Genomic DNA, 24,970 nt, shown 5'->3' with positions numbered 1-24,970 from the left:
CGGCTCACTTCACGGAACGGGCCCCTCGTCGGTGCGGACCTCGTCGGTGCGGTCCTCGTCGGTGCGGTCCTCGGAGGACGACCGCTCCTCGAGAACTCCGACGAGGGCCGAGGCGACGAGGGCGACGGCACGGTCGCCGTCGTGGGCCAGTTCGCGCAGGACCTCCTGCGCGGTGGTTCCCGCGAGCTCGACCAGCGCCTGGGCGAGGCGGATCCGCGTCGCCGAGTCCGCGGTGGGCACGGCGAGTTCGTCGGCCAGGGCGGTCGTGATCCGGTCCGCGCACGCGGGGTCCCGGGACAGCGTTCCCAGGACCTCCGCCGCGTCGACGTCGTTCGAGCCGTCGACCACCATGCCGACGAGGGTGGGCACGGCCGCGGTCACGCCGTGCCTGCCCAGAGCGAGCGCGGCGTGCCTGCGCACCGTCGCGTCCGGGTCCCCGAGGGCGTCCGCGAGCACCGCGGTGGCACCCGGAGCCTCGGTCATCGCGGCGATCGCCAGGACCGCGCGCCGCCGGATGTCCACGTCCGCCGAGTGCGCGCCGGCGTCCAGCGCCGCCACGCCGTCGCCTCCCGACCGGGCGAGCGCCCAGCGCAGGGCGCCTGCGACGTGGGGGTCGGCTTCGGTCAGGACCGCCGCGGCCAGCAGCTCGGCGGGGACCGAAACGCCCTCCGGGCGGGCCAGGACGGCCTGCTGCCTGCGCGCGGCGCTGGTCGAGTTGAGCCCCCGCATGAGTTCGACGATGCGCAGGACGCTCTCCCAGCCGGTGGGCGCCGACGCGTCGATCGCACGGAGCCGGTCGAGCAGCTCCCGCTCCCGCGCCAGGCGGTCCTCAGTCCACTGGATGAGGTCGCTCACCAGGGCGGACGGCGTGAAGGCCGGGTCCTCGAGGGCGCGCCCGATCTGCTTGAGCGAGAGGCCGAGGGACCGCAGGCTCTCCACGTGGAAGATCCTGCGGATGTCCTCGGCGGAGTACTCGCGGTAGCCACCGCCGGTGCGGCCCGTGGGACGCACAAGCCCCAGGGCGTCGTAGTGCCGGAGCATGCGGGTGCTCACCCCAGACTGGCGGGCCACATCACCGATCAGCAATCCGCGGCCTCCGTAGCCTCGGTGCCCGCCGACGCGAGCGCGGCGGCAGCGGCAGCATCGGCGGCGGCAGCAGCATCGGCGGCTCGCTCCGGGCCGAGCCGGACCACGCGCTTCGCCTCTTCAATGGCCGTGTCGAAACCGGTCTGCGGGTCCTGCCGGAGCATCTCGGTGGCACGGGCGTGGGCGGCCACGTCCGGGTCGGGATTCTCCGAAGCCTTCTCCAGGGCGGACTTGACGACGTCGCCGAGGTCGACGAAGGCCCGGCTCAGGCTCAGCTGCACGTCGCGGTCACCGCGGCCGAGCTGCGGGACCAACTCGTCGGCCAGCCCCTTCTCCTCACCCTCGGGCACGAGGACGACCGCGACGCGCCAAGCCGTACGCGCGACCTCGTCGTCGGCGTCACGCAGCATGTCCCAGGTGATCCAGGCCCATGTGCTCTTGTCACCGATCTTGGAGAGCGTGTGCAGCGCCTGACTGCGGGCCTGGTCGACCTCCGAGTCGAGCTCCGGGCGGATCCGGGGCAGGACGATCTCCGGCGGGAGACGGGTCAGCGCCCAGGACAGCATGTCCCGCACGTAGAAGTCCGGCTCGACCGCGCACCGCTCGACGAGCAGGTCCAGGAATGCGGGGTCGGGATTCGAGCCGACGGCCAGCGCCGCCTTGAGCCGGACCGAGGAGTCCTCGGCGCCCAGGGCATTGGCCACTCGGGTGTTCAGCGGGGTCGTATGGGCCGTATTGATCGGGACCACCTCCTGAACCCGAGTGGAAACCTTATCACTGTGTCAAGGTCAAGCCCGGGCCCCGCAAATCGAAAAACCCGCAGGTCAAAGCCCCTTTCCTGACACGTCGACGGGGGGGGCGGGCGGCCGTGGCTGGCCGCGCGGGCCAGCACGTCCGGCACGCGAGCACCCGGCACGTGCGGGACAGGGCGGGCCGCCACGGATCGACGCGGAGACCCGGTCCACCTCACTTCATGGACCCCAGAAGCGGGGTGATCAACTCAATAACCCCGGCACGAGCCCACCCGCTACACTGGCCGCGGTGCACGGCCTTCCAGAGGCCACGCCACCATGCCTCGCCTTCGTAGCTCAGGGGATAGAGCACCGCTCTCCTAAAGCGGGTGTCGCAGGTTCGAATCCTGCCGGGGGCACAAGGGAAAAGGCCCCGGACCGATCTTGGTCCGGGGCCTTTGACATCTACTTCTGACATCTACTGCTGACATCTACGCCGCATCTTGCCGCCCTGCGGTCCGCGGTCGGCTGGTCAGGGGCGAGCGCCTCGACGGCTGCGACTCGGCCTGCCGGGCCGTTGGGCACGTAGATCACCAGCCTCGCCTCACACGTGTACCTCTTGCCTCTTGCCGCGCCGTCCCACATTCGTTTAACGTCCCTTCTATTCAATATATGAGGCGTCCAGGAGGCGTAGGCGTGGCAGAAGCACCGGAGCGTCGCGGCTATGACTCACAGCGTCGGCAAGCCCAGGCGCATCAGACCCGCGTCGAGATCGTCGGTGCGGCGCGTCAGCTGTTCGTCTCTCGAGGCTGGGCGGCGACCACGATGCGTGAAGTCGCGCGCGAGGCAGGCGTGTCGGTGCCCACCGTGTACGCGGCCTACGGGAACAAGACCGGCCTGGTCCGGGCCCTGGTGGATGCGGCGGACCTGTCCGCGGACATGCCCCAGCTGCTCGCCGAGCTGGAGGCGTCTTCGGCGCCCGAGCGGCAACTGGCCGCGATGGCCGCTTACGACCGAAGGCTCTTCGAGCACGCCGGCGACCTCGTCAGGCTGATTCGCGAAGCAGGCCGGACCGACGCCGAGCTCGCGACTGTCTATGACCAGACCCGCCGCGATGCCGACCAGTTCCGCAGCGAGGTCTTCTCCACCTGGCCCGCCGACACGCTGCGACCTGGCTTGAGCCTGTCCGCTGCCCTCGACGTCTACGCCGCGCTGTGCAACGTCGACGTCTACACCACGCTCACAGTCGAACGTCACTGGACGCCTGCCCGCGTCGAAAGCTGGTGGGCCGAGACACTCGTCGGCCTGCTGCACCAGTAGCAAATACGACAGGACGACACCACCGGAAAGGGAACCTCCCATGACTGATCAGGGCGTCACCTTCATCAACGTCATCGAGATATCCGCCGAACGAGCCGACGAGTTCGTCGAACAGTGGCGTGAACGCGCAGCCCTCATGAGAACAGCCCCCGGGTTCCGCGACGTCCGGCTGCACCGCTCCCTGCTGCCGGACGCGCGTTTCCAGCTCATCAACATCGCACACTGGGACAGCGTCGAAGCCTGTGAGGCCGCCGGCGCCAACCCCACGGTGGTCGCCTCCGTTTCCGAAGCAGCAACCTTCGCCAGCGCCAGCCCCGGCTTCTACGAGGTTGTCGCCGAGTGCTGCTGAGCGACGACTGCGAACCGCCTCCGTGAGATGGCGCCTCCTGCCTCAGTCCGTCCCCTCGCCCTCGGGGCCCTCGGAGCCCTCGGAGCCGTCAGGCTCGTCCGCCGCGTACGGATGGATGTACCGGTCCTTGTCGAAGGGGGTGAACCAGGTCGCGATGCCCATGGGGCCCATGGGGGTGATGCCGATGGCCGTGTCCGTATCGCTTTCGTCCATGCCGTCCATCGCCTCGTCGTACAGCCACTCGTGGTCCATGTCCTCGTAGACCAGATCGGCGAAGCACCCCAGCGCCGATGAGACGCCCTCGTCCAGGAGGCCGAAGGTGTCGAGCGTGGCCGCCGCCTCGCGCAGCAGCAGCCTGAGCGTCAGCTCCTCGGCCACGCAGCTCAGCTGCTGGAAGCTGCCCTCCGTCAGCCGTGTGGTCAGCGCGATCGCCGTCACCAGGAATCGGCGGGCGAAGCGTGCGTCGTACTGCAGGGCGTAGCGCGGGGGCAGCTCGTCCAGGAGCCACATGGGGCGGTCGCACTCGGCGACGTTGGTTCCGTCGCGGTCCAGCGCGTACGCGTCCTGGAACAGCTCGTCCAGGAGTACGTCCATGCCCCAGATCAATGCCCCCGCCGCCAGCTCGGCGTCCCCCTCGGTCGTGGTGCCGGAGTCGTCGCTCTCCGGCGGCCCCTCCGGCCCCGGCCCCGGCCCACCGAACATTCCCGAGCCGAACGCCGCCAGCCGTGGCGCCATGCTGCGGATCTTGGAGCGGATCGCGTCGGAGTCGATGGTCGTCCCTGTCTCCTGGGCCGACGCCGCTCCCCCGGCAAGACCCATCAGCCGCGCGCGGCGGGACTCGACGTCGTCCGGCGGTGCGTCCGGGCCGTCCGCCGCGTCCAGGCTCTCCTTCGCCAGGTCCGGCTGCAGCTCCACCTGGCATCGTTCGACGGTCCAGTCGGCGAGCAGCTCCGTGCGGTCGAGCAGCTCCTCCACCAGTTCGCGTACGGCCTCCTCGGCGAACTCCAGTGCCGGGGCGTCCACGAAGACCTTGAGCAGCGCCCCGCCGGGATACACACCCACAAAGGTGTCGAGGACCTTCACCTCCATCCCGTCGGGGCCCTCAATCTCCTCGACGGAGTCGAAGCCGTCCTCAAGGAGAGCGCCGGCGCCGACCCGATGCAGCTCGTCCATCTCCGATGTGCCGTTGGCTATCCGCGTATCCACACTCACTGCATAGGTCACGCGACACAGCCTCGCAGGAGGTGCCGCCGCTTGCTCGCGCAATGCCGACTTCCCACCCCCGTCCCCCGTACGAGCTGCCGGGCCGGGCCGTGCCGCGCCGGGCGCATCGGCATTCGCGCATTCAACCTGTGTTGAGTGCCTCTCCCTGGGAACCCGACACGTGAACCGGCGGCATCGGACCTCGCCGGTCCGACCAACGACCAACGACCAACGACCAACGACCGACGTCACGGTTCTTGAGCTCCCATGGAGATCGGCGCACTCCCGCACGTCGACCCCCATGGTTGAGGCGGGCCGGCCGTGGCCAAGGGGAGCCGCCGCGGCCGGGCCCTGCCACCAGGGCCTCACCGCCATCGCCCCGCCATCGCCCCCGCTGTTACGTCCCCCTAATACGGTCCCGGCCAACCACACCGCCCCCGCGCCCCCTCTCCTCCACCATGGGGACACACACTCAGGGGAAGCCCGCGACGCGCAGGAAGCCCAAGCACCCCCGCGCCCGCAAGCCACGCCTCAGCAGCCTCAGCAGCCTTCGCCTGCACCGCCTCCACCGCCTCCACCTCCGTCGACGCCTCATCGACTACCCCCGTCACGGCAGACGCGGCATCCGGCGGTGGATTCCCTCCTGGCGGCAAGGCCTCGGCTCCCTCACCCTCACGCTCTCCGCCCTCGGCTGCCTCTTCGCCCTCGTGTACGCATCCGTCGACATCCCCGACGAGAACGCGACCGCCCAGCGCGAGGCCAACGTCTACTACTGGGCCGACGGCACCCAGATGGTGAGCACCGGTGAGGTGAACCGGCAGAACGTGCGGCTCTCGGAGATTCCCGATGCCGTCGAGAACGCCGTCATCGCCGCCGAGAACGACACCTTCTACAGCGACTCCGGCGTCTCGCCCAAGGGTCTCGCCCGCGCCGCCGTCAACATGGTCCGCGGCCAGGAGACGCAGGGCGGCTCCACCATCACCCAGCAGTACGTGAAGAACACCTACCTCTCCCAGGACCAGACGGTGACGCGGAAGGTCAAGGAGTTCGTCATCGCGCTGAAGGTGGACCGGAAGAAGAGCAAGCGCGAGATCCTCCAGGGGTATCTCAACACCAGTTGGTTCGGGCGTGGCGCCTACGGCATCGAAGCCGCCGCCCATGCCTACTACGGCATCCCCGCACGGCAGTTGAACCCCAGCCAAGGTGCCGCACTCGCCGCCCTGTTGAAGGGTGCCGAGCAGTACGACCCCTCCGTCAGCGAGGCCAACCACCGCCGCTCCGTGGCCCGTTGGAAGTGGATCCTCGACCGGCAGGTCAGGTCCGGCCTGATGAAGGACGGTGTGCGGGCGAAGTTCACCGTCTATCCCGAGCCCCAGAAGGAGTCCAGGACCACCAGTCTCGGCGGGCAGACCGGCTACCTCGTCGACGTCGCGAACAAGTACGTCAAGCAGCACACCACCCTCACCGACAAGGACCTCGCGCACGGCGGCTACAAGATCCACACCACCTTCGACAAGGACAAGGTGCGGAGCCTGAAGGGCGCGGTTGAGCGCGTCGTCGAGCGCGACATCGATCCGAAGAAGCGCCCGGCCGACAAGGGCGTGCAGGTGGGTGCCGCTTCCGTGCGGCCGTCCGACGGCGCCATCGTCGCCCTGTACGGAGGGGCCGACGCCACCCGGCACTTCACCAACAACGCCGACACCTCCGGCGTCCCCGTCGGATCCGCCTTCAAGCCCTTCGTGCTCGCCTCCGCCCTTGAGCACGGCCTCCGTACGTCGGCCGGGCGCAGCACGCGGTGGCAGCCCGTGTCCACCGGGAGCTTCTACGGCGACGACGGCCTGCTCCAGGGCGCCCGCTCGGACGGCTCGGGCGTCGCCGCCCCCACTCCCACCCTCGGCAGCGGCACCAGCGGGCCCGACTCCGCCCACCCCACCCTGCGCCGAGCCCTCGCCAAGGGCGGCAACGCCACCTACGTACGCCTCGGCAAGGACGTCGGCCTGGAGCGCGTGCGCCGCACCGCCGTCTCGTCCGGGCTGCTCGAGGACAGCATGGCGCGCCTGGAGAAGACCTTCCCCATCGGTACGTCGACCCCCAGCGCGATCCGCATGGCCGGTGCCTACAGCACCTTCGTCAACCGCGGCCTGCAGCACGACCCTTACTCGGTGACCAAGGTCGTCAAGGACGACGAGACCGTCGGCGGGCTCGCGCGGCCCGGCGCGCGGCGCGCGCTGGATCCGGATGTGGCCGACGAGGTCGCGGGCGCGATGCGGGGCGTCGGCGCGTCGTCCGTCCAGCGTCCGGTCGTCGCCGGGCGCACCGGTGACCAGGACCGCCTCCGGTCGGCCTGGTTCACCGCCAGCACCGAGGAGTTGTCGACCGCCGTGACGATGTTCCGGACCAGCGCGGGCGGCCAGGCGCAGTTGATGCCCATGTCGGGCGTGGGCGGGGCGCGTTCGCAGCACGGGAACGTCTTTCCGGTGCGGATCTGGCAGGACTATGTGAACTCCCCGTCCACTGACGGCGGTTCATAGCCGTTCCGTTCCGTTCCTCGTCCTCGTCCTCGTCCTCGCCCTCGTCCTTGGGGCCTTCCCCCGCCGTCGATCGGCTGTCATCGTTCCGATATGTATCCCTATGGGCCACCGCCGGGGCCGCCGCCACGCATCGACGCGCGGCAACTGCGCCCGCGACGGCGGTGGTTCGTCGTCGCGGGGGTGATCGCAGCGATCTGCGTGGGCATCGGCATCGCGAGCTTCGTCCTGACGCTCACCTCGACCGTGGACTCCGTCGACGACGGCGAGGCGTTCGCGAGCGGGCAGTCCGTCACGCTGCGGATCGGACCCGACGACCACGCCGCCATCTACGTACGCAGCCCCTTCATCGCCCGTGCGCACTGCAAGGTCGTCTCCGGCCCCTCAGGCTCCGCACCGCGCGTGACCACGCCGGACAGCAGCTTCACCGTGACCAAGGGCAGCGTCGAGTGGCAGCGGGCGTTCGTGCTGAAGACGGACACGGACGCGGACTACCGCGTCATGTGCGACGACGCACGCGGCGCCCTCACCTTCGCACCCGGCGACGACGCCGACCTCGCGTCCTTCGTCGGCGGCATCGTCGTGACCGTCGTCGTGCCGCTCCTCGGCCTCCTCGCGGGCGCCGGCATCGCGATCATCGTCGGCGTACGGCGCGGCAGGCACCGCCGATGGCTGGAGGCGCAGGCGTACTACGGCTACCGGGGCACCCCTCCCCCGAACGCCGGTTGACCTTCCCCCTGGGGCAGAGCCCATCGTCCTGCGTGCCGGGCCAAGGGGCCCGGTGACGGAGGATTCCCCCATGGACGCGCACGCACAGGTACGTGAGGGCGGCGAACCGCTGCTCACCATCGGCGACTTCGCCGCCCGCGCACGGCTCTCGCCCAAGGCACTGCGCCTGTACGACCGCCTCGGACTGCTGACCCCGGCGTACGTCGACGAGTCCACCGGCTACCGCCACTACCGCCCGGCGCAGGTGGAGCACGCCCGCATGGTCGTCCTGCTGCGCCGCCTGGGCATGCCGCTCGCGGACATCGCCGCGACGGTACGGCTCGACGGCGAGCAGGCGGGGCGGGCGGTCGCCGCGTACTGGGCGGACGTCGAGGAGCGGCACGCTGAGCAGCGCACGCTCGTGGGATACCTCCGTGGACGACTGTCCGAGAGAGGTTTTGAGATGTACGCGAAAGACTTCGAGGTCAAGACCGTCGACGTGCCGGAGCAGCACGTCATCTGCGAGAGCAGGCACGTGCTCTCCGAAGAGCTGCCGGTCTGGATCGACGCGTCGACACGTCGCCTGGAGGAGGCGGCCGAGAGCGAGTGCGGCGGCATGGCGGACTCGCCGTTCGTCGTCTACCACGCGGAGGTCACGCAGGACAGCGACGGCCCCGCGGAGGCCTGCGTACCGGTCAGGGACGCGGCGGCCGCGCGGGCGTGGGCACAGAAGGCGGGCCGCGAGCGGGGCACGAGCTACCGCGTGGAGCCCGCACGCCGGATCGCCTACACCCGCATCACCAAGGCCCAGGTCTCCTACCCGCAGATCCTCGGCGCGTTCGAGGCCGTGGAGGCATGGGTGGCCCGCGAGGGCCTGAAGGTCACGGGGCCGTGCCGCGAGATCTACTTCGTGGAGTGGGACACGGCCGGCCCGGAGGACCAGGTGTGCGACGTGGCGTTCCCCGTGGGCGAGTGAACAGGTGAACAGGTGAACAGGGTGAACAGGCCGAGCAGGTGAGCGAGCCCGCGAACCGCTAGCGCACGCTCTCGCGCAGTTCCTCCGGGCAGGCGGTGCCGCGAGGCAGTTGGTAGGGGGCGCCGAGGCGGTAGACACCGGGGCCGGGAGCGAGCAGCTCGGTCCACTTGTCGCCCTCGGCGTCCTCCTCGGCCTCCATCAGGCAGCCGTTGAGGTTGTCGAACTCCTGGGGAGCGTCCTCGTCGTTCTCGCGCTGCCGCTTGGACTCATCGGTCTCCTTGGGCCGCTCGACGCCCTTGCCGTCGGCGTCGACGAGGCTGAGCCACGGCGAGTACGGGACGCGGATCAGGACGCGGCCCGCCTCCTTCACCTCGATCGTCATGCCGCCCGCCTCGGCGCGGTCGACGACCGCGGGCGGATCGGCGAGCGGGGTCGGGTCGGTGACCTCGTACAACTGCCAGTTCGAGTCCACCCACACCTGCTTCAGATACGGCAGGCCCCGCTCGACCAGCGCGGCCTCGCGCTTGCCCCCGTCGCCGTCGGGCTCGCCCTTGGGCAGCACGACGTAATGCACGGACCAGCGCTGGAGCCACTCGTGGTAGTTCGCGGAGTTGAGGGTGTCGTCGTAGAAGAGGGGGTTGCGCTCCATGTCCGCCTGGCGGTTCCAGCCGCGGGCGAGGTTCACGTACGGCGCGAGCGCGGATGCCTCGCGGTGGCTGCGCGCGGGCACAACCTCGACGCGGCCCTTCTCGGCGCCGACCTCCTGCAGTTCGTTGACGAGGGGCGCGAGCTCACGTGTCCAGGAGGCCTGGGGCGTCGTGTGCACTATGTCGTCGACCGCCTTGAACCCGACCCAGCCGGTGAAGGCGACGAGCGCCATGACGATCGTGTACCACTTGCGGGACTTCTTCACCGTGAACGGCAGCGCGGCAAGGAACGCGACACCCGCGAAGGACATCGCCAGGCGGCTGATGTTGGAGCCGATCTGCGAGTTGATCAGCCAGACGCCGAGCACGAAGGCCGCGTACACCGCGGTGGTGATCCGCACGGTCTTCCACTGCTTCGGTACGAGGAAGAAGACGAGGCCGGAGCAGATCAGGGGCAGTGACGCCGACCCGAACGACATCGGCTGCGTGCCGGAGAACGGGAAGAGCCACGCGGACAGGCCCACGACGACGGCGGGCGCGAGCCCGAGCGCGTACGCACCGGGGTAGCGCTTGCTGAGGAAGAGCGCGACGGCGACCAGGCCCACGAAGAGCCCGGCCACCGGGCTTCCCATGGTCGCGAGCGCGGCGAACGGCGCGGCGACCAGAGCCTTCGCCCACCGCTTGTAGCGCCAGCGGTAGGGCCAGCAGAAGACGGCGGCGACGGCCATCAGCGCGAACATCTGACCGAGGCCGTACGTCACGCGGCCCGACACCGCGTTGCAGAACAGCGCGAAGACACCCGCGAAGGCGGGCCACAGGGGCTGCTTCACCGCACGGCTGCGGATGAGGATCATCGTGAGCAGCGCGGCGGAGACCGTACCGGCGACCATCATCGTGGTCCGGACGCCGAGCACCGACATCAGATACGGCGAGACGACGCTGTACGACACCGGGTGCATCCCGCCGTACCAGGCGAGGTTGTACGCGGAGTCGGGGTGCCGCCCGACGAACTCGGCCCAGGCGTCCTGCGCGGCGAGGTCTCCGCCGCTGTTGGCGAAGGTGAAGAACCACAGGACGTGCAGGACGGCCGCGGTGAGGGTCGTGATGGTCACGGGGTGCCGCAGAAACCGCATCCACCCGGGGGCCTCTTCGGGCGCCTCGGGGTGGGCTCGGCGCTGGGCGGGCAGCTGTATTCGCCCCCCGGTGCGGGTGCCGCCACCGGTGCCGGAATCAGGATCGGCGTCGTCGGCTCGCGTCGGCTCCGCTGTGGCCACTTACGGCACTCCCCGTGTCGTTCTGTCCGGCCGGGGAGCGTGGTCGGGGGGTCCGTCCCGGAACACCCCGTCACTCAGCCCCGGCGTACTTCCCCGAACTTGTGACGCTAGCACGCACGGTCCGCGGGGAGCAGGCGTGGGCGGCGGCTCGCGCCTCCGCCCACGCCTGCGTCGTACTGCTCCTGCGTCGTGCTGCGTTGCGTTGTACTGCGTGCGTCGCGTCTGCCTCAGCCGACGCGCTTGAGCTTGGCTCCGAAGCCCGGCTCGGCGAGGTCCTTCTGGAGCGCGACGGGCACCTCGACGGCGCCGTCCTTGCCGTCGCCGACGCTCAGTACGCCGACCTTGGTGCCTGCCTTCGCCGAGTGCGGGATGGTTTCGCCGCCGTCCTCGCCGAGCTTCAGCTTCACGGTCAGGCCCGACCAGCCCGCGGCGGTGACGTCCTTGGTGGCGACGACCGGGGTCGTGCCGCCCAGGCCGTCGTCGACCTCACCGACGACATCACCCTTCTTCACGATCTTCTTGGAGGTGAGCGCTTCCTGCCCGGCCTCGATGAGCGTGCGGGTGACCTTGGTGACCTCGTCGATGTTGGCCACGCCGTTCTTCCCGTACTGGCCGAGTGCGGCACCGATGATCGTCCGGGTCTCGCCGCCGATCTCCTTCTCCGCGGCGAAGAGGATGTTGCCGCCCGCCGCGGTGGTGGTGCCGGTCTTGATGCCGATGGCGACCGTCGGGACGAGCCCGAAGAAGTTGTTCTGCTTGTCGCCGTTGAGGTCCTTGTAGCTGGGCTGGCGGGAGATCTCGTTGAAGACCGGGTCCTCCATCGCGGCCCGGCCCAGCTTCACGAGGTCCTCGGCGGTCGAGACGGTCGTCTTGTCCAGGCCGCTCGGGTCCGTGTAGTGGGTGTTCTTCATGCCGAGTTCCTTGGCCGTCTTGTTCATCTTCGCGACGAACTCGTCCTCGGAATCGCTCTTGGTGTCCCAGCGGGCGAGCAGCTTGGCGATGTTGTTCGCGGACGGCAGCATGACCGCCTGCAGCGCCTCGTACTCGCTGATCTTCTGACCCTCGGTCACCTTGACGACCGACTCGTTGCCCGCCTTGCCCGTCTCGTAGTGCTTCGCCGCGGCGGCGTCGACCGGGATGTCCGGGCCGTTGTCGCCGCCCTTCTTCAGCGGGTGGTCGCGCAGGATCAGATAGACGGTCATGACCTTGGCGATGCTCGCGATCGGCACGGGCTTCTGACTGCCGCTCGTGCCGAACGTCCCGATGCCGTTGACGTCCATCGCGGCCTCGCCCTGGCTCGGCCACGGCATGGACGGCTTGTCACCCTCGAAGGAGACCGTCTCCTTCGCGGTGAGCGTGAGGGTCGGCGTCGGCAGCGGACGCACTGCCTGTACGACCGCAAAGACGATCACCATGAGCAGCACCAGCGGCGTCCAGATCTTGACCCTGCGCACGGTGGTGCGCACGCGGGTCTCCGGGGGCGGCGGGGTGTTGGTCAGCTCGGCGAGGAGGTCGAGCGGCGGCCTCGGGGGGAGAGGCTGCTGGGTGGTGCGCTCGGGGCCTACGTTGCCCTTCTCTGGCGTGGGCGCCTTCTCGGGCGTGGGCGCCTTCTCGGGCGTCGCGGCACCGGCCGCGGGCGCGGCCCCGGCTGCGGGGGTGGCCTTGGCCGGGGGCAGCGCGCCGCTGGACGAGGGGGTGTCCAGGGGCTTGAGCGCGACGAACTTGCTGGTGCGCTCGGCCTCGCCTTCCGGCTTTGCGGACGGCTTTGCGGTCGGCTTTGCAGCGGGCTTTGGGTCGGCCTTGTCCGCGGGCTTCTTGGCTTCCGGCTTCTTGGCCTCGGGCTTGTGGTCGCTCAGCTTGAGCATGGTCGTCGGCTGGTCGACTGCCTTCGGGGGCAGCGCCTTGAAGACGGCGGTGGCCTGATCGACTCCGCCGGAGGGAGGCTCGGGGGTCTCGTCCCCGACCTCTGCCTCGGCCTTGGTCTCGCCCTTGGCCTCGTCCTCGTCGGCGTCGTCCTCGGTGGAATCCGCGGAGTCGGCGGAGTCAGTGGCCTCGGAGTCCTCCGAGGCGTCGGCCTCGTCGTCAGCCGGAGCCTTGTCGGCCGCATCGCTCTCCGACGCCGCAGCCTCGGGCTCGGCCTCGTCGGCGTCGGCCTCGGTGGAATCCGCGGAGTCGGCGGAGTCAGTGGGCCCGGAGTCCTCCGAGGCGTCGGCCTCGTCGTCAGCCGGGACCTTGTCGGCCGCATCGCTCTCCGACGCCGCAGCCTCGGGCTCGGCCTCGGGCTCGGTCTCGGACTCCGGCTCCGTCTCGGACTCACCCGCAGCGTCGGAGTCGCCGGAGGAGTCGTCCTCCCCGTCGTCGGCGGCGGTCGCGTCCTCGTCAGAGGCTGCGTCCTCCCCAGAGGCAGCCTCCTCGTCGGCCGCAGCCGCCTCCTGCGCGGACTTCTCGCCCTCCGCGGCCTTGGGGCCCTCCTCGTCCGCGGAGGCCACCCACGCCGCCACAGCGGCCCGCAGCCGCGCGTCGCCCTTCTCCTCGCCCTTGGGCTCGGCCTCGGACTCGGCGGCCTCAGAGGAACCCTCAGGGGATCCCTCGGCGTCCTTGGAGCCGGAGGCCTCCGGCTCCGCCTCCGCCGCCTCAGCCACCGCCTTCGTCGAGAAGACCGCCGTCGCCTTGTCCTCCCGAACCTCGTCGCGCACCTCGTCGCGCGTCTCCTCGCGCGCCGCGGGGACCTCGCGGGCCACCGCAAGACGCGGGTCGCGTTCCTCCGGCGCCGGCACGGACGGTTCTGACCCAGTCGGTTTCCCCGACGACTTCCGCTGCTTCGACCTGTCGGGGGTCTCGCCCGCCACCGATGCCTCCTCGTACGCCATGCCGCTCGCGTTGCCGTTGCGCCAAAACATGGCCGGACCCACTGTCCGAACCATGTACCAGTGTCCTGTGTGGGGGCTTAACCCCCGTGGTAGACGAGAACGACATACCTACTGGTTCCCGTACTTACCGGTCACGCACTCTCGACAGACCAATGTGAGAGGGGTCACCCTGTCATTCATCCACGCGGGGAGGCATGGATGGGCAGGAGCCGCAGAACAATTCCGGAGGAGCTTCTGCTGCTCGCTTTGGACCCGGCCACGGGTACCACAGCGCAGCCGCAGTCGCTCGACCTCGGTCTGGCCGGAGCACAGCTAGTGGAGCTGGCGCTGGCCGGACGGATAGCCCCAGACGGGGATCGTATCGCCGTGGTGATGCCACGGCCGACCGGAGATCCGACTCTGGACTCCGCACTGGAACTGCTGCGCAGGCGCGGCAGCCCGGTTCGGGCAGTCCACTGGATTGGCGGGCCCCGACTGGGGCTGCGCCAGATTTACCTCGCGCACCTGGAGCGGTGCGGCATGGTGCATGCCGTATCGGGCCAGATGTGCGGAGTGCTGCCGACGACTCGCTATCAAGCGACGGACACGGCAATCAGCCGGGACATCAGGTCCCGACTGGACAGTGCGATCCGCACCGGCGTACCACCGGACCCGCGGACCGCGGCGCTCGCCGCGCTCGCTCACGCAGTGGGACTCGGCAAGCACCTCTACCCCGGCAACGAAGGGCGTTCATCGCGCTCCCGTCTCCGGGACCTGATCAGGCACGACCCGATGGGCGGCCTCGTGGCGCACGCCGTGATGGACGTCCAGAACGGTGTGGCCGCTCAGCCACGCCGCAGCCCGGCCCCAGCGGGACCGGGCGGGCCTGGTGGACCGGGCGGTGGCCGACAGCCGGCCAGGACCGCGCCGGAACCCGGCGGGGTTCCGATGCAGCCGCGCCGCGGGTCCATGGCACGTGCCGTGGCCCACTGAGCCGGTCGGAATGGTCGGACGCACCGCAGCAAGAGACGTACCGCAGCAACCGCAGTAAAAGACTCACCGCAGTACAGGCAACAGCAACGCCGCACCGCAGTCCCCCAGACCCGGTTCGGGAGCCGCTGGGCCGCGCGGGGCACTGGCACCGGAACGTCCGGACGACGACACCGGTACCTCCGCCCCGCGCGGCCGCACATTCAATCCGGCACCACGCGGCCGGGCCGCACCCCTCACACCAGTCCTCACGTCCGTCTTCGTGTCGCGTCGCGGTTCGCACCGCACATCGGCTGTTTCCCAGCGGTGCGCGACACGTTGGTGGCACTCTGCTGAACAGCAGATACGCAAAGTAGAGGCATGTAGTCGGAGGTGCACGTCCGTGGCGTCCAGTGTCAATCCCACCGTCAGGCGACGCCGGTTGGGCCAGGAGCTCCGCAGGCTCCGCGAGCTCAAGGGCATGACGGCCGAGGAGGTCGCCGAGCGCCTGCTGGTCTCGCAGTCGAAGATCAGCCGCCTCGAGAACGGCCGCCGCTCGATCAGCCAGCGCGATGTACGCGATCTCTGCGGGGTCTACGAGGTCGAGGACCACCGCATCGTCGACTCGCTCATGCAAATGGCCAAGGACTCACGCCAGCAGGGCTGGTGGCACTCCTTCGGCGACATCCCGTACAGCGTGTACATCGGTCTGGAGACGGACGCGGCGTCCCTGCGCGTGTACGACCCGCAGGTCGTCCCCGGCCTGCTCCAGACCCGTCCGTACGCGGAGGCGCTCATCACCGGCGCGCTGCCGGAGACCACGCCGACGGACATCGAGAAGCGCGTCCAGGTCCGCGTCCGCCGCCAGGAGCGCATCAGCGCCCCGGAGAATCCGCTGCGTCTGTGGACCGTCCTGGACGAGTCCGCGCTGCGCCGCGTGGTCGGCTCCCGGCACCTCATGCGCGACCAGCTGGAGCATCTCGTGGAGCAGTCCCAACTGCCGCACGTGACCGTCCAGGTGATTCCCTTCGAGATGGGCGCGCACCCCGGCCTCAACGGCCAGTACGCGATTCTCGAGTTCCCGGACGCCGCGGATTCCAGCGTGGTCTACATCGAGGGCGTCACGAGCGATCTCTATCTGGAGAAGGCGAACGACGTCCAGCAGTACAGCGTGATGTACGAACATCTGCGGGCACAGGCCCTGAATGTGGATCAATCACGCCAACTCATCGCAGACATCGCGAAAGAGTACGCACGCTAGATCACGAACCGCGTATACGACCGCTCCGCAAGGGAAAGCGCCGCACGGTACACCTTGGCCTCGGCGAGGCGGAAGACCCCAATGGAATATGCCATCCGGTCGAGTGAACGCTCTCTTCACTCGGCGATGTTGGCGAGTAGCGTCATTCACGCCATCAAGCAACACCTGTTGGCGCAGCCGCACTTGGCGGTGACCGCAACTCAACAACTGGGCAAACCGGAGTAACCATGGCAATTCATCAGGGCGCTACGAATACGTGGGTCAAGTCCTCGTATTCCACGGGAAACGGCGCATGTGTCGAGGTCAAGTCCCCGATTTCGACGGCAATTTCGGTCCGGGACTCAAAGGTCACCGAGGGCCCCGTCCTCGCCTTTCCCTCCGACTCATGGCGCGCGTTCGTCTCCGAGGTCGGCCGGGAGACCACACACCTCGGCTGATAGGCGACCCCTCGCGCAACAGCACCACAGGATCAGCGAGAGATCAACAACCGCATAAGCAGCACCGATTGAGCCCTCTCGACTGGCCCGCCGTCCCGGCCGAGGGGGCTCGGCCTTTTCTACCGGAGCTTCTACCGGATCCTTCTACCGGAGCTTTCTACCGGAGCTGATCGACGTACGTATCCGTTCCCGGCACCGTGGGAATGAACGGCGCCACCAGCTCCACCCTCCCCATCCCTGACTCCCCCACCGCGTCCGCCCGCCCGGCGAAGTGCTCCTGCCAGCACTCCCGCGGGTCGGCCTGCAAGAACCAGAGCAGCGTCAGCCGTGTGTCGACTCCCTCGACCTGCTTCACGTACGTCATCCGGTCCCCCGGCAGCGGGGTCGGCCGGAAGATGGTCACCATCGCGGCCGGTGACCCGGCCAGGGCGCGCGGCAGGTGCTTGGCGCGCAGCCACTCCAGGAGCTCGTCGCGCTGCTCGCCCGATTCGGCGTCGATGACTTCGAGGACCAGGCCCTGGTAGGGGTGGTCGAGCGCGTGGAAGTCGCGGGGGCCTGCCGCCCCGTCCCGGTAGACGGTGGCCTCGTGGTCCTGGAAGGCCGTGAACACGTGCGTGCGGTCCTGGTAGACGCGGCCGTCGCGGTTGAGGCGCTTGTTGATGCCGACGGTCCACTTCATGTGCTCGTCGTAGCGGCCCTCGGTGACCCAGTACGTGGAGAGGTAGCAGCCCGCGGTCAGGGGCTCGGCGACCGCCGACTTCTCGGGCAGGCGCAGGAGTTGGAGCTCCCGGGGTGCGACCCAGCGGCGGCCCGCGTACATCCAGGGCATCGCCATCGCGCCGGCGTAGTAGTGGTCGTCCTCGTACCAGCGGTTGTAGGCGTACTCATGACCCGGGTGCGGCTCGACCATGGTGATCAGGGCGTGGCCCGGGTGCACGCCGTAGGGCCCGACGGCGGCCAGTTCGCCGTACACCTCGCTGCGGGTGCCGTCGCGCGTGTCCTCGCGGGCGCTCCCGCGGGTGTCCTCGCTCATCCCTCTCCCCTTCCTCCCTCTTCCTTCCTCCGGTGGACGCCCATACTCTGACGCCCCGTCAGCAAAACTGCCAGAGCCGGGAGGCGCTCCATGCCGTCGCTCCTCGAAGGAAAGACCGTCGTCGTCTCGGGGGTCGGTGCCGGTCTCGGCCATCAGGTGGCGGCCGCCGTCGTACGTGACGGGGGCCGGGCCGTCCTCGGGGCGCGCACGGAGGCGAACCTCGCGAAGTCGGCCGCGGAGATCGACCCCGAGGGCACGCGGACGGCGTACCGCGCGACCGACATCACCGACGAGACCCAGTGCGAGGCCCTGGCGGGGCTGGCGCGCGAGCGCTTCGGCGGGATCGACGCGGTGGTCCATGTGGCCGCCTGGGACAGCTACTTCGGGGGCGTGCGGGACGCGGACTTCGCGACCTGGCAGCAGGTGATCGACGTGAACCTCCTCGGCACGCTGCGGATGACGCGGGCCTGCCTGCCCGCGCTCAAGGAGCGGGGCGGCGGCTCGGTGGTGTTCATCGGCACCCAGTCGGCCATCGCCTCGCCCTCGCAGGTGCGACAGGCGGCGTACGCGGCGTCGAAGGGCGCGCTGACGTCGGCGATGTACTCGCTCGCACACGAGGTGGGCCCCGACCGGATCCGGGTCAACACGGTGCTGCCCGGCTGGATGTGGGGCCCGCCGGTCGAGGCGTACGTCCAGTTCACCGCGCACACCGAAGGGGTGCCGGAAGAGGAGGTACGGGGGCGGCTCGCGGAGCGGATGGCACTGCCCGAGCTGGCCACGGACGGGGACGTGGCGGACGCGGCGGTGTTCCTCGCGTCGGACCGGGCGCGCGCCATCACGGGGCAGTCGCTCCTGGTGAACGCGGGAGAGCTGATGCGGTAGGCGTCGCCTGGCTGACGGACAACGGCTGTACGGGACTTGGGTTCCGTACAGCCGTTTTTGCGTGCCCTCGGAAGCGTCGCCGGAAGATCACTCAGGATCAAGCATGTGAACGCAGGTCAGCAAACAGAACGATTTTACTCGCTCTTGACCTCACGGGCGGTTGTCCGCGGCGTCCGCGCGAACCCACCATGAGCGGGCACTTCAAGGCCGCCCACGTCCCGTATGTCACGAAACTGGCGAAGTGCACGGCATTTCAGCGCAGTTCACAAGGCGGACCCCTGGAGGGGGCACATGAACAGTCTCGACTGGGCCGTGCTCATCGGCTACTTCGGCATCATGGTCGCGATCGGTGTCTGGTCCCACAAACGCGTGGACAACGTCAGCGACTTCTTCACCGCGGGCGGCAAGATGCCCTGGTGGCTGTCCGGCATCTCGCACCACATGTCCGGCTACAGCGCGGTGATGTTCACCGGGTACGCGGGCATCGCGTACACCTACGGCGTCACGTCCTTCATCACCTGGTCGTTCCCGATCGCGCTCGGCATCGCCATCGGCTCGAAGCTCTTCGCCCCCCGCATCAACCGGCTGCGCTCACGGCTGCACGTGGCCTCGCCGCTGGAGTACCTCAAGAACCGCTACAACCTGAAGACCCAGCAGGCGCTCGCCTGGTCCGGAATGCTCCTGAAGATCGTGGACGTGGCCGCCAAGTGGGCCGCCATCTCCACGCTGCTCTCCGTCTTCACCGGCATCTCGATCAACCAGGGCATCCTGATCACCGGCGTGATCACCGCCATCTACTGCACCATCGGCGGCCTGTGGGCCGACGCGCTCACCGAGCTCGGCCAGTTCATCATCCAACTCCTGGCCGGTGTCGCGATGTTCGTGGCCGTGGTGGCCAAGCTCGGCGAGCACGGCGGATTCTTCGGCGTCTGGGACGAGCCCGAACTAGCGGGCCACGGAAAGCCGTTGGTCGGCCCCTACGGCACGATCTTCCTTCTGGCGTTCCTCTTCATCAAGCTCTTCGAGTACAACGGCGGCATGCTCAACCAGGCCCAGCGCTACATGGCCACGTCGAGCCCCCGCGAGGCGACGCGCTCCGCCCGGCTCTCGGCGATCCTGTGGCTGGTCTGGCCGGTCGTCCTCTTCTTCCCCATGTGGATGTCCCCGCTCCTGGTGGACGCGCAGAAGCCCGACGGCTCGGACTCGTACGCCCTGATGACCGAACAGCTCCTGCCACACGGCCTGTTGGGCCTGGTAATCGTCGGCTTCTTCTCGCACACGATGGCCATGTGCTCCTCGGACGCGAACGCGATCGCCGCGGTCTTCACCCGGGACGTGGCACCGGTGGTGTCCAAGGCGGCCAGGAGCTGGAACGACCGCAAGGGCCTCATCGCGGCCCGCCTCACGACGGTGGTCTTCCTGGGCCTCTCCATGGCGGTGGCCACGCAGGTCAACTCCCCCGCGTTCAAGGACATCATCACCGTCGTCATCAAGTGGGTGGCAGGTCTGATGGGCCCGATCGCGATCCCGATGATGCTGGGTCTGCTGCGCACGTTCCGCAAGTCGGGACCGACCGCGGCGCTGACCAGCTGGTCGATGGGTCTGCTGGCCTTCTGGCTGGTCAACTACCCGATCAACTGGAACGTCGAGGGCGGGGTGCCGCTGGAGTACCAGGTCTCGATCCCGCTGGCGGTCTCGCTCGTCCTCTACATCCTGGTCGGCTACCTGAAGCCGGAGGACACTCCGGAGCGGGACGCGATCATCGAGAAGATCAACACGGATGGGGATGGCTCCGCCGGTGCGGCAGTGATTCCGCCCCCGGCGGAGGCGGCCGACGAAGTAGTGACCCCGCAGGGCCGGTTGCCGTAAATCACCGGCTTCGCCGAGTTCGTCCTCAAACGCCGGATGGGCTGTTCACAGCCTGTCCGGCGTGCTCCCTCCTCAGGCCCTCACGCCCGCGGATACCGCGCCAGCCACCCCGGCGACGAGACCGCCGGCCCGTGCAGCGCGGGCCCCTGCGTCATCTCCATCGCGAAGTCGTCCGCAAGCTCAAGGATCGTCGCGCGGCCCTCCAGCTCGGTCAGCCAGCCCGGAGGCAACGCGGTCTCTCCGTGCAGCGCGCCGAGCAGCGCCCCGCACAGGCCTCCCGCGGCGGCGGACGCGCCCCCGTGATTGACCGCGAGCCGCAGCCCGTGCCGGATGTCCTCGCCTACGAGGGCGCAGTACACGGCGGCGGCAAGCGCGCCCTCGGCTCCCCCGTCCCCCATCAGCTCCTCCACCCGGGAGGGCGTGGGCATCCCCTGCCGCACGGCCCCCAGCGCGTGCTTCAGCGCATCGGTGACGGGCTGATGACCGGGCCGGGCGGCAAGCAGCGCGAGCGCCCGCTGGATGGCCCCGTCCAAGGACTCGCCCCGGGCGAGACCGTGCACGAGGATCGTGTGCGCGCCGGCCGCGAGGTAGGCGGTGGGATGGCCGTGCGTCTGCACGGCGCACTCGACGGCCAGCTGAAGCACCAGCTGCGGCTCCCACCCGACCAGAAGCCCGAACGGAGCGGACCGCGTCACGGCCTCGGCCCCCCGCTCGTCCGGATTCTTGGGCGCCTCCAGCGTCCCCATGGTGTCGTCCCCGAGCCCGACGAGACAGGCACGGGCGGGGGAACGCCGCGAGTAGAGCCACTCCTCGCGGGCCAGCCATCCGTCTTCCTTGCGCCGCTCGTCGGGCCCCCAGTCGCTCTGGGTGGCCGCCCAGCGGCGATAGGCACGGTGCAGGTCGGTGGGCGGATGCCAGGCGCCGGTGTCGCGCCGCACCTGGGCGCGTATGAGTCCGTCGACGGTGAAGAGGGTGAGCTGCGTGGCCGCGGTGACGGCTCCGCGCCTGCCGTGAGCGGGGGCGGGCTCGGTCAGCCCTTCGGCGCCGTGAGCCTCCCGTATCCCGTCGAGGCTCAGCTCGTCGACGGGCGCGCCAAGTGCGTCCCCGACGGCGGCTCCGAGCAACGTGCCGCGAACCCGGCTGCGGAAGTCCTGCTGCTCGGCACGTCCCCAGACTCCGGTGGCTGCTGCGGTGCTCACGGCACCTCCTCTCCCTGCGCTCGCCGCGCACCCTCTGCGCACGTTCTGCGCAGCACTGTAATCGACCAGGAACGGTCGGTTCAGGGTCGATGCGATATCTAAGGAGTCGCCCTTCAGATCACTTTTGACCGGCCTTCACCAGGGCTTTTCAGTTCCTTGTCATGGGCGCAGGGACAGCCGGGGCCTAGGTCCCCGGGAGCCGGTCGCCCCGGAGGTCGGTCGCCCCGGCCCCCTCCGCATACCTCGCCTGAAACGCGTCCCGTGCCGCCATGACCCTGGCCAGGTGCGGGGTCAGGCGGGCTCGGTCGGCGCCGGGGGCGCGGAAGAGTTCGGCGAGGAGGTCGGCCAGCTCGGCCAGGCTGCCCCACCTGACTGCAGACTCGAGGAAGCGCGTGAGCCCGGAGTCGAGCGCTGTCCAGTCCTCAAGGCCCGCCGCGATCAGCGCGTCCAGCAAGTCGCGTACCGGGGGCATCAGATCCGCACCCGCCGTCAGACGCGCCGTCTCCCGCCACAGCGGAGCGGCAGCGGCCACTCCCTCGGAGCCGCTCGTCGCCAGAGCGAGATCGCATGTTCCGACCGTCTCGTCCTGCGCCTGGAGCCTTCGGGCGGTCTCGTGGGCGACGGACCATTCCGCCACTCTCCGATACGCCTTGCCCAGCTCCTCAAGGAACTTGGGGTGCTCCCGCTCTTCCCCTTCCACCGCGCGCAGCTCGGCCATCGCCTCGTGGTTCCGGCCGGACCAGTGATGGATCGCGGCGGCCCTGCGGTGGGCCCACTCCGGTGCGGCCCCAATCTCAGCGCAGCGGGACAGGTCGGCCAGGGCCTGTTCGACCCGGCCGGTGGCCATCAAGGTGTATGCCCGCTCACGCAAGGCCCAGGCATGGTCGGCATTGAGTCGAAGCGCATCGTTCAGGTCGGCCAATGCCTCTTGGTAGAGCAGGATTTCACGCAGGAGGCGACTTCGACAGACAAGGGCCCATACGCCGCCGGGCTCCCGTTCGACCCCACGGTCCAGGTCGGCGCGCGCCTCGTCGAATCGCCCCAGAGAACGCAGCGCGTTTCCCCGGTATATGAGGAACCAGCCGCTGTCAGGCGACAGGGCGTGAGCACGGTCCGCGTCGGTCAACGCTTCCTCGTCGGCGCCCCGGCAGAGGTGAACCGCACTGCGCTGGGCCAGTGCCCAGGCGTAGCCAGGTGACAACTCCACTGCCCGGTCGAGGTCTGCCAGTGCCTCGTCGTGTCGTCCCAGATTGCGTTGAGCCACACCACGGCTCGCATACGCCGACGCATACGCATCGTTGAGCTCGATTGCCCGGTCGTACTCGGCGAGAGCCGCCACGTAGCTGCCCGCAGCGCGCAACGCGTCACCTCGCACACAAGCCACCAACTCTGACTGTGGTGACAGCTGGGCCGCACGGTCCAGGTCCGCCATCTGTTCCGTGGTCTCCCCGCGAGCGCCTCGTATGCGAGCCCGCCGGGCCAGCGCCCATGCGTATTCAGGCGTGAGTTCCACCGCTCGGTCCAGGTCCGCGAGAGCTTCGTCGTCCTGTCTCAGGCTGTACCGGGTGGCGCCCCGGGATGCCCATGCGAACGCGTCCGCCGGCTGGAGTTCGATCGCCCGGTCCAGGTCTCTGATCGCCTCGTCGAAGCGGCCGAGGACGCGGTAACACTCACCTCGCGTCCTGAGTGCGACACAGCTCGGCGCGACAGCGACGGCCTGATTCAAATCGGTGATCGCGCCAACGTAATCGCCCTGCTTCGCACGGGTCACGCCCCTGCCGCAGTGAGCCCGTTCCAGGTCAGGATCCAATGCAACAGCGCGGTCGTACTCGACCAACGCCTCCGCATACGCACCACTCTCACCAAGGTCACGCCCCCGCAGCATCCGCGCCACCGCCTGCCCCCGCTCGTCGAACCCGGCCTGGTCGACGAGCAGTCCCAAGACGTCGACGCACGCGCCGTCCGTCAGCGCGACGAGCAGATCCCGCCCCCATCTCCCGGCGGGCCCCGTATCCGCGTCCTCCCCGGCGTCCAGAAGCACCTGCACCCAGCGCCGTGCCATGACCTCGCCCTTGCCCACGTCACAGGCGTCGACGACATCCCGCAGCACAGCGGGCAACGCCGCCCGCGTCCCCGCGCACAGCAAGTGATACGACTCCGCGAGCCGCAGCTCCCTCCATGCCTCGTCCGCCCACAACTCATCGACTTCCAGGCCCACTTCAGCCTCGGCACGCCACCCGGCAAACGTCTCCGCGAGCCGCGCATGCGCCTCGGCCCACCCCCGAGGTGACCGATTTCGCTGCAACCTCAACATCGGTGCCCGCACAACAGCGTGGTACTGCACCCGATCACCCCGGTCGCTCACAAAAGGCAGGCTTCGCAGCCAGCCGAAGAGCCCCGGCACCTCCCCCTCCGCGCAGATCCCTTCCACCGCCGCCCGGAACACATCGGCGTCGAAGCTCCTCGGCAGCGCGCACGCCAGCGCCACCGACCGGCGCTCGGGATCCCGCTCCCACTTCAGGAAGCGCTCCACGGCTGTGGCGCTGGGATCCCCCACGTCGTCCGGGGCCGCGGGCCTGCCCTCGGCAAGGGTGGAGACGAGGACTGGCAAGCCCCCGGAAAGGCGCAGCACCTCCTCCACCACCGGCTCCGCCACCACACCTTTCCCGGCCAGCAGCCCCCTCGCCTCCAGCTCTGTGAAGGGGCCCAGCGGTATGTCCGTCACGAAGTCCGCGTAGCCGCCCCAGCGGGCCGCGTCGAAGGGGTGGTGGCCCGCCGTCACCACGACAACGTTCGCGGGGAACGCACCATGCCGGTCGGTCGTCATCACTTCGTGCAGCCAACCGTCCAGGAACGGAGCCGTCCTCTCGTACGTGTCGAAGAACAGGACGACCCACGGTGCGGCCTTCGCGGCATCCGACAGCTCGGTCAGGAGGACCGGCGTGAGGACCCGCTCCGGAGACAGGACCAGTTGGACGTCCTCCTGGTTACCGAGGCGCGCGCTGAGGCCGGCACGCAGCCGGTCGGCACCCTGTGCCAGTTGGGCCGGGTCCATCGCGCCTGCGAGGGCTCCGACGCCCGGCAGCATCCCCAGACCGACCAGGCTCGCGCGGGCCGCCGTCATGCTGCCTGCCGAGGGAGGACTGGGCATGGCCGGAGCAGGTTCCTGCTGCGGATCGAGCGCCGCAGCCAGGGACGCCGATTCCGCCTCGTGGCGTCGCTCCCGGTGAGCCGCGAGGAGCCGGTTGAGTTCCTTGCAGCGGCGCCCCTGCAGCGCGAACTGCGCACTGATCGCCGCCATCGCCTCGGGCACGCTGCCGACCGCCTCGTCGACGTACGCCGTCAGAGCATCCCGCTCGCGCGACACCTGCTCCAACTCCCGTACCAGGGAGGTCTTTCCGACCCCACCGATCCCGTGGATGTGGAACAGGAAGCTGTGGCGCTCATCGCCCGGCGGCAGGTCGAAGTTGTCGCGGAACGCGTCCAGTTCGCTACGGCGCCCGACGAACCCGGCTCGCCTTCGGCGACGTATCAGCTCCTGCATGGACGGCTGCTCCGAGCCTGCCGACGCCGCCACCGGCCCCACCTCCCCGCTGCCCTGCGCCCAGTCTTCCACCGGCCGCCCTCCGGCGGGTGAGTTCCTCGACGC

At 69.6% G+C, this 24,970-nt stretch carries 18 protein-coding genes and 1 tRNA gene; 11 read left to right on the top strand and 8 right to left on the bottom strand.

Going from position 1 to position 24,970, the window contains the following annotated elements; all coding sequences use genetic code 11:
* Window positions 1-9: 9 nt before the first annotated feature.
* Both M4V62_RS24405 and M4V62_RS24400 read right to left on the bottom strand, forming a co-directional pair.
* The gene (locus M4V62_RS24405) at window positions 10-1,086 is read right to left on the bottom strand and encodes a MerR family transcriptional regulator (protein ID WP_249589358.1); all 1,077 of its coding nucleotides are present in this window, start codon (window positions 1,084-1,086) and stop codon (window positions 10-12) included.
* A complete protein-coding gene (locus tag M4V62_RS24400; protein ID WP_425575125.1) occupies window positions 1,080-1,835 on the bottom strand; it encodes a HEAT repeat domain-containing protein in 756 nt (251 codons plus the stop codon). Before M4V62_RS24400 ends, M4V62_RS24405 begins: the two co-directional genes overlap by 7 nt.
* Before the next feature lie 328 nt (window positions 1,836-2,163).
* Between M4V62_RS24400 and M4V62_RS24395 the strand changes: the two genes are divergently transcribed.
* The 3 genes from M4V62_RS24395 to M4V62_RS24385 all read left to right on the top strand — a co-directional run bounded on the left by M4V62_RS24395 (window position 2,164) and on the right by M4V62_RS24385 (window position 3,486).
* Window positions 2,164-2,236, top strand: a tRNA-Arg gene (locus M4V62_RS24395).
* A gap of 277 nt (window positions 2,237-2,513) precedes the next feature.
* Window positions 2,514-3,137 (top strand): TetR/AcrR family transcriptional regulator, encoded by a 624-nt coding sequence (locus M4V62_RS24390; protein ID WP_249589357.1) that lies wholly within the window; start codon window positions 2,514-2,516, stop codon window positions 3,135-3,137.
* Between the two features lie 40 nt (window positions 3,138-3,177).
* Entirely contained in the window at window positions 3,178-3,486 is a 309-nt protein-coding gene (locus M4V62_RS24385; RefSeq protein ID WP_249589356.1) for an antibiotic biosynthesis monooxygenase family protein, read from the top strand.
* Between the two features lie 42 nt (window positions 3,487-3,528).
* Here M4V62_RS24385 and M4V62_RS24380 read toward each other — a convergent pair whose 3' ends face one another.
* Complete coding sequence (locus M4V62_RS24380) at window positions 3,529-4,692, bottom strand: hypothetical protein (RefSeq protein ID WP_249589355.1); 1,164 nt, start codon at window positions 4,690-4,692, stop codon at window positions 3,529-3,531.
* Window positions 4,693-5,147: 455 nt separating this feature from the next.
* Between M4V62_RS24380 and M4V62_RS24375 the strand changes: the two genes are divergently transcribed.
* From M4V62_RS24375 to M4V62_RS24365, 3 genes are all read left to right on the top strand, one after another.
* Window positions 5,148-7,220, top strand: coding sequence for a transglycosylase domain-containing protein (locus M4V62_RS24375; protein WP_249589354.1), 2,073 nt, complete (start codon window positions 5,148-5,150; stop codon window positions 7,218-7,220).
* Window positions 7,221-7,310: 90 nt separating this feature from the next.
* On the top strand, window positions 7,311-7,946 hold the full coding sequence (locus tag M4V62_RS24370; protein ID WP_249589353.1) for a hypothetical protein: 636 nt from the start codon (window positions 7,311-7,313) through the stop codon (window positions 7,944-7,946).
* 70 nt (window positions 7,947-8,016) lie between these two features.
* Window positions 8,017-8,901, top strand: a complete 885-nt coding sequence (locus M4V62_RS24365) for a MerR family transcriptional regulator (protein WP_249589352.1) — start codon at window positions 8,017-8,019, stop codon at window positions 8,899-8,901.
* A gap of 58 nt (window positions 8,902-8,959) precedes the next feature.
* Here M4V62_RS24365 and M4V62_RS24360 read toward each other — a convergent pair whose 3' ends face one another.
* Window positions 8,960-10,822 (bottom strand): DMT family transporter, encoded by a 1,863-nt coding sequence (locus tag M4V62_RS24360; protein WP_249589351.1) that lies wholly within the window; start codon window positions 10,820-10,822, stop codon window positions 8,960-8,962.
* A gap of 227 nt (window positions 10,823-11,049) precedes the next feature.
* Window positions 11,050-13,722, bottom strand: a complete 2,673-nt coding sequence (locus M4V62_RS24355; RefSeq protein WP_249589350.1) for a D-alanyl-D-alanine carboxypeptidase — start codon at window positions 13,720-13,722, stop codon at window positions 11,050-11,052.
* A gap of 168 nt (window positions 13,723-13,890) precedes the next feature.
* Between M4V62_RS24355 and M4V62_RS24350 the strand changes: the two genes are divergently transcribed.
* From M4V62_RS24350 to M4V62_RS24340, 3 genes are all read left to right on the top strand, one after another.
* Window positions 13,891-14,664 (top strand): GOLPH3/VPS74 family protein, encoded by a 774-nt coding sequence (locus M4V62_RS24350; protein ID WP_249589349.1) that lies wholly within the window; start codon window positions 13,891-13,893, stop codon window positions 14,662-14,664.
* A 379-nt stretch (window positions 14,665-15,043) separates the two neighbouring features.
* Entirely contained in the window at window positions 15,044-15,901 is an 858-nt protein-coding gene (locus tag M4V62_RS24345) for a helix-turn-helix domain-containing protein (protein ID WP_249589348.1), read from the top strand.
* 227 nt (window positions 15,902-16,128) lie between these two features.
* Window positions 16,129-16,338 (top strand): DUF397 domain-containing protein, encoded by a 210-nt coding sequence (locus M4V62_RS24340; RefSeq protein ID WP_249589347.1) that lies wholly within the window; start codon window positions 16,129-16,131, stop codon window positions 16,336-16,338.
* Window positions 16,339-16,495: 157 nt separating this feature from the next.
* Here the strand turns inward: M4V62_RS24340 and M4V62_RS24335 are convergent, their stop codons facing one another.
* Window positions 16,496-17,371 (bottom strand): hypothetical protein, encoded by an 876-nt coding sequence (locus M4V62_RS24335; protein WP_249589346.1) that lies wholly within the window; start codon window positions 17,369-17,371, stop codon window positions 16,496-16,498.
* Between the two features lie 90 nt (window positions 17,372-17,461).
* On the opposite strand from M4V62_RS24335, the gene M4V62_RS24330 reads away from it, so the two are divergent.
* Both M4V62_RS24330 and M4V62_RS24325 read left to right on the top strand, forming a co-directional pair.
* The gene (locus M4V62_RS24330; RefSeq protein WP_249589345.1) at window positions 17,462-18,253 is read left to right on the top strand and encodes an SDR family oxidoreductase; all 792 of its coding nucleotides are present in this window, start codon (window positions 17,462-17,464) and stop codon (window positions 18,251-18,253) included.
* Between the two features lie 291 nt (window positions 18,254-18,544).
* On the top strand, window positions 18,545-20,122 hold the full coding sequence (locus tag M4V62_RS24325; RefSeq protein WP_249589344.1) for a sodium:solute symporter family protein: 1,578 nt from the start codon (window positions 18,545-18,547) through the stop codon (window positions 20,120-20,122).
* An 80-nt stretch (window positions 20,123-20,202) separates the two neighbouring features.
* Here M4V62_RS24325 and M4V62_RS24320 read toward each other — a convergent pair whose 3' ends face one another.
* Complete coding sequence (locus M4V62_RS24320) at window positions 20,203-21,321, bottom strand: ADP-ribosylglycohydrolase family protein (RefSeq protein ID WP_249589343.1); 1,119 nt, start codon at window positions 21,319-21,321, stop codon at window positions 20,203-20,205.
* 184 nt (window positions 21,322-21,505) lie between these two features.
* Window positions 21,506-24,898 carry a tetratricopeptide repeat protein gene (locus tag M4V62_RS24315; protein WP_344646337.1) on the bottom strand — a complete coding sequence of 1,131 codons (3,393 nt, stop codon included), beginning with the start codon at window positions 24,896-24,898 and terminating at the stop codon, window positions 21,506-21,508.
* Window positions 24,899-24,970 lie beyond the last annotated feature (72 nt).

Source organism: Streptomyces durmitorensis, assembly GCF_023498005.1.
Taxonomy (GTDB): Bacteria; Actinomycetota; Actinomycetes; order Streptomycetales; family Streptomycetaceae; genus Streptomyces; species Streptomyces durmitorensis.
The sequence above is the reverse complement of the archived record's forward strand: the minus strand, read 5'-3'. Positions and strand labels throughout refer to the sequence as shown.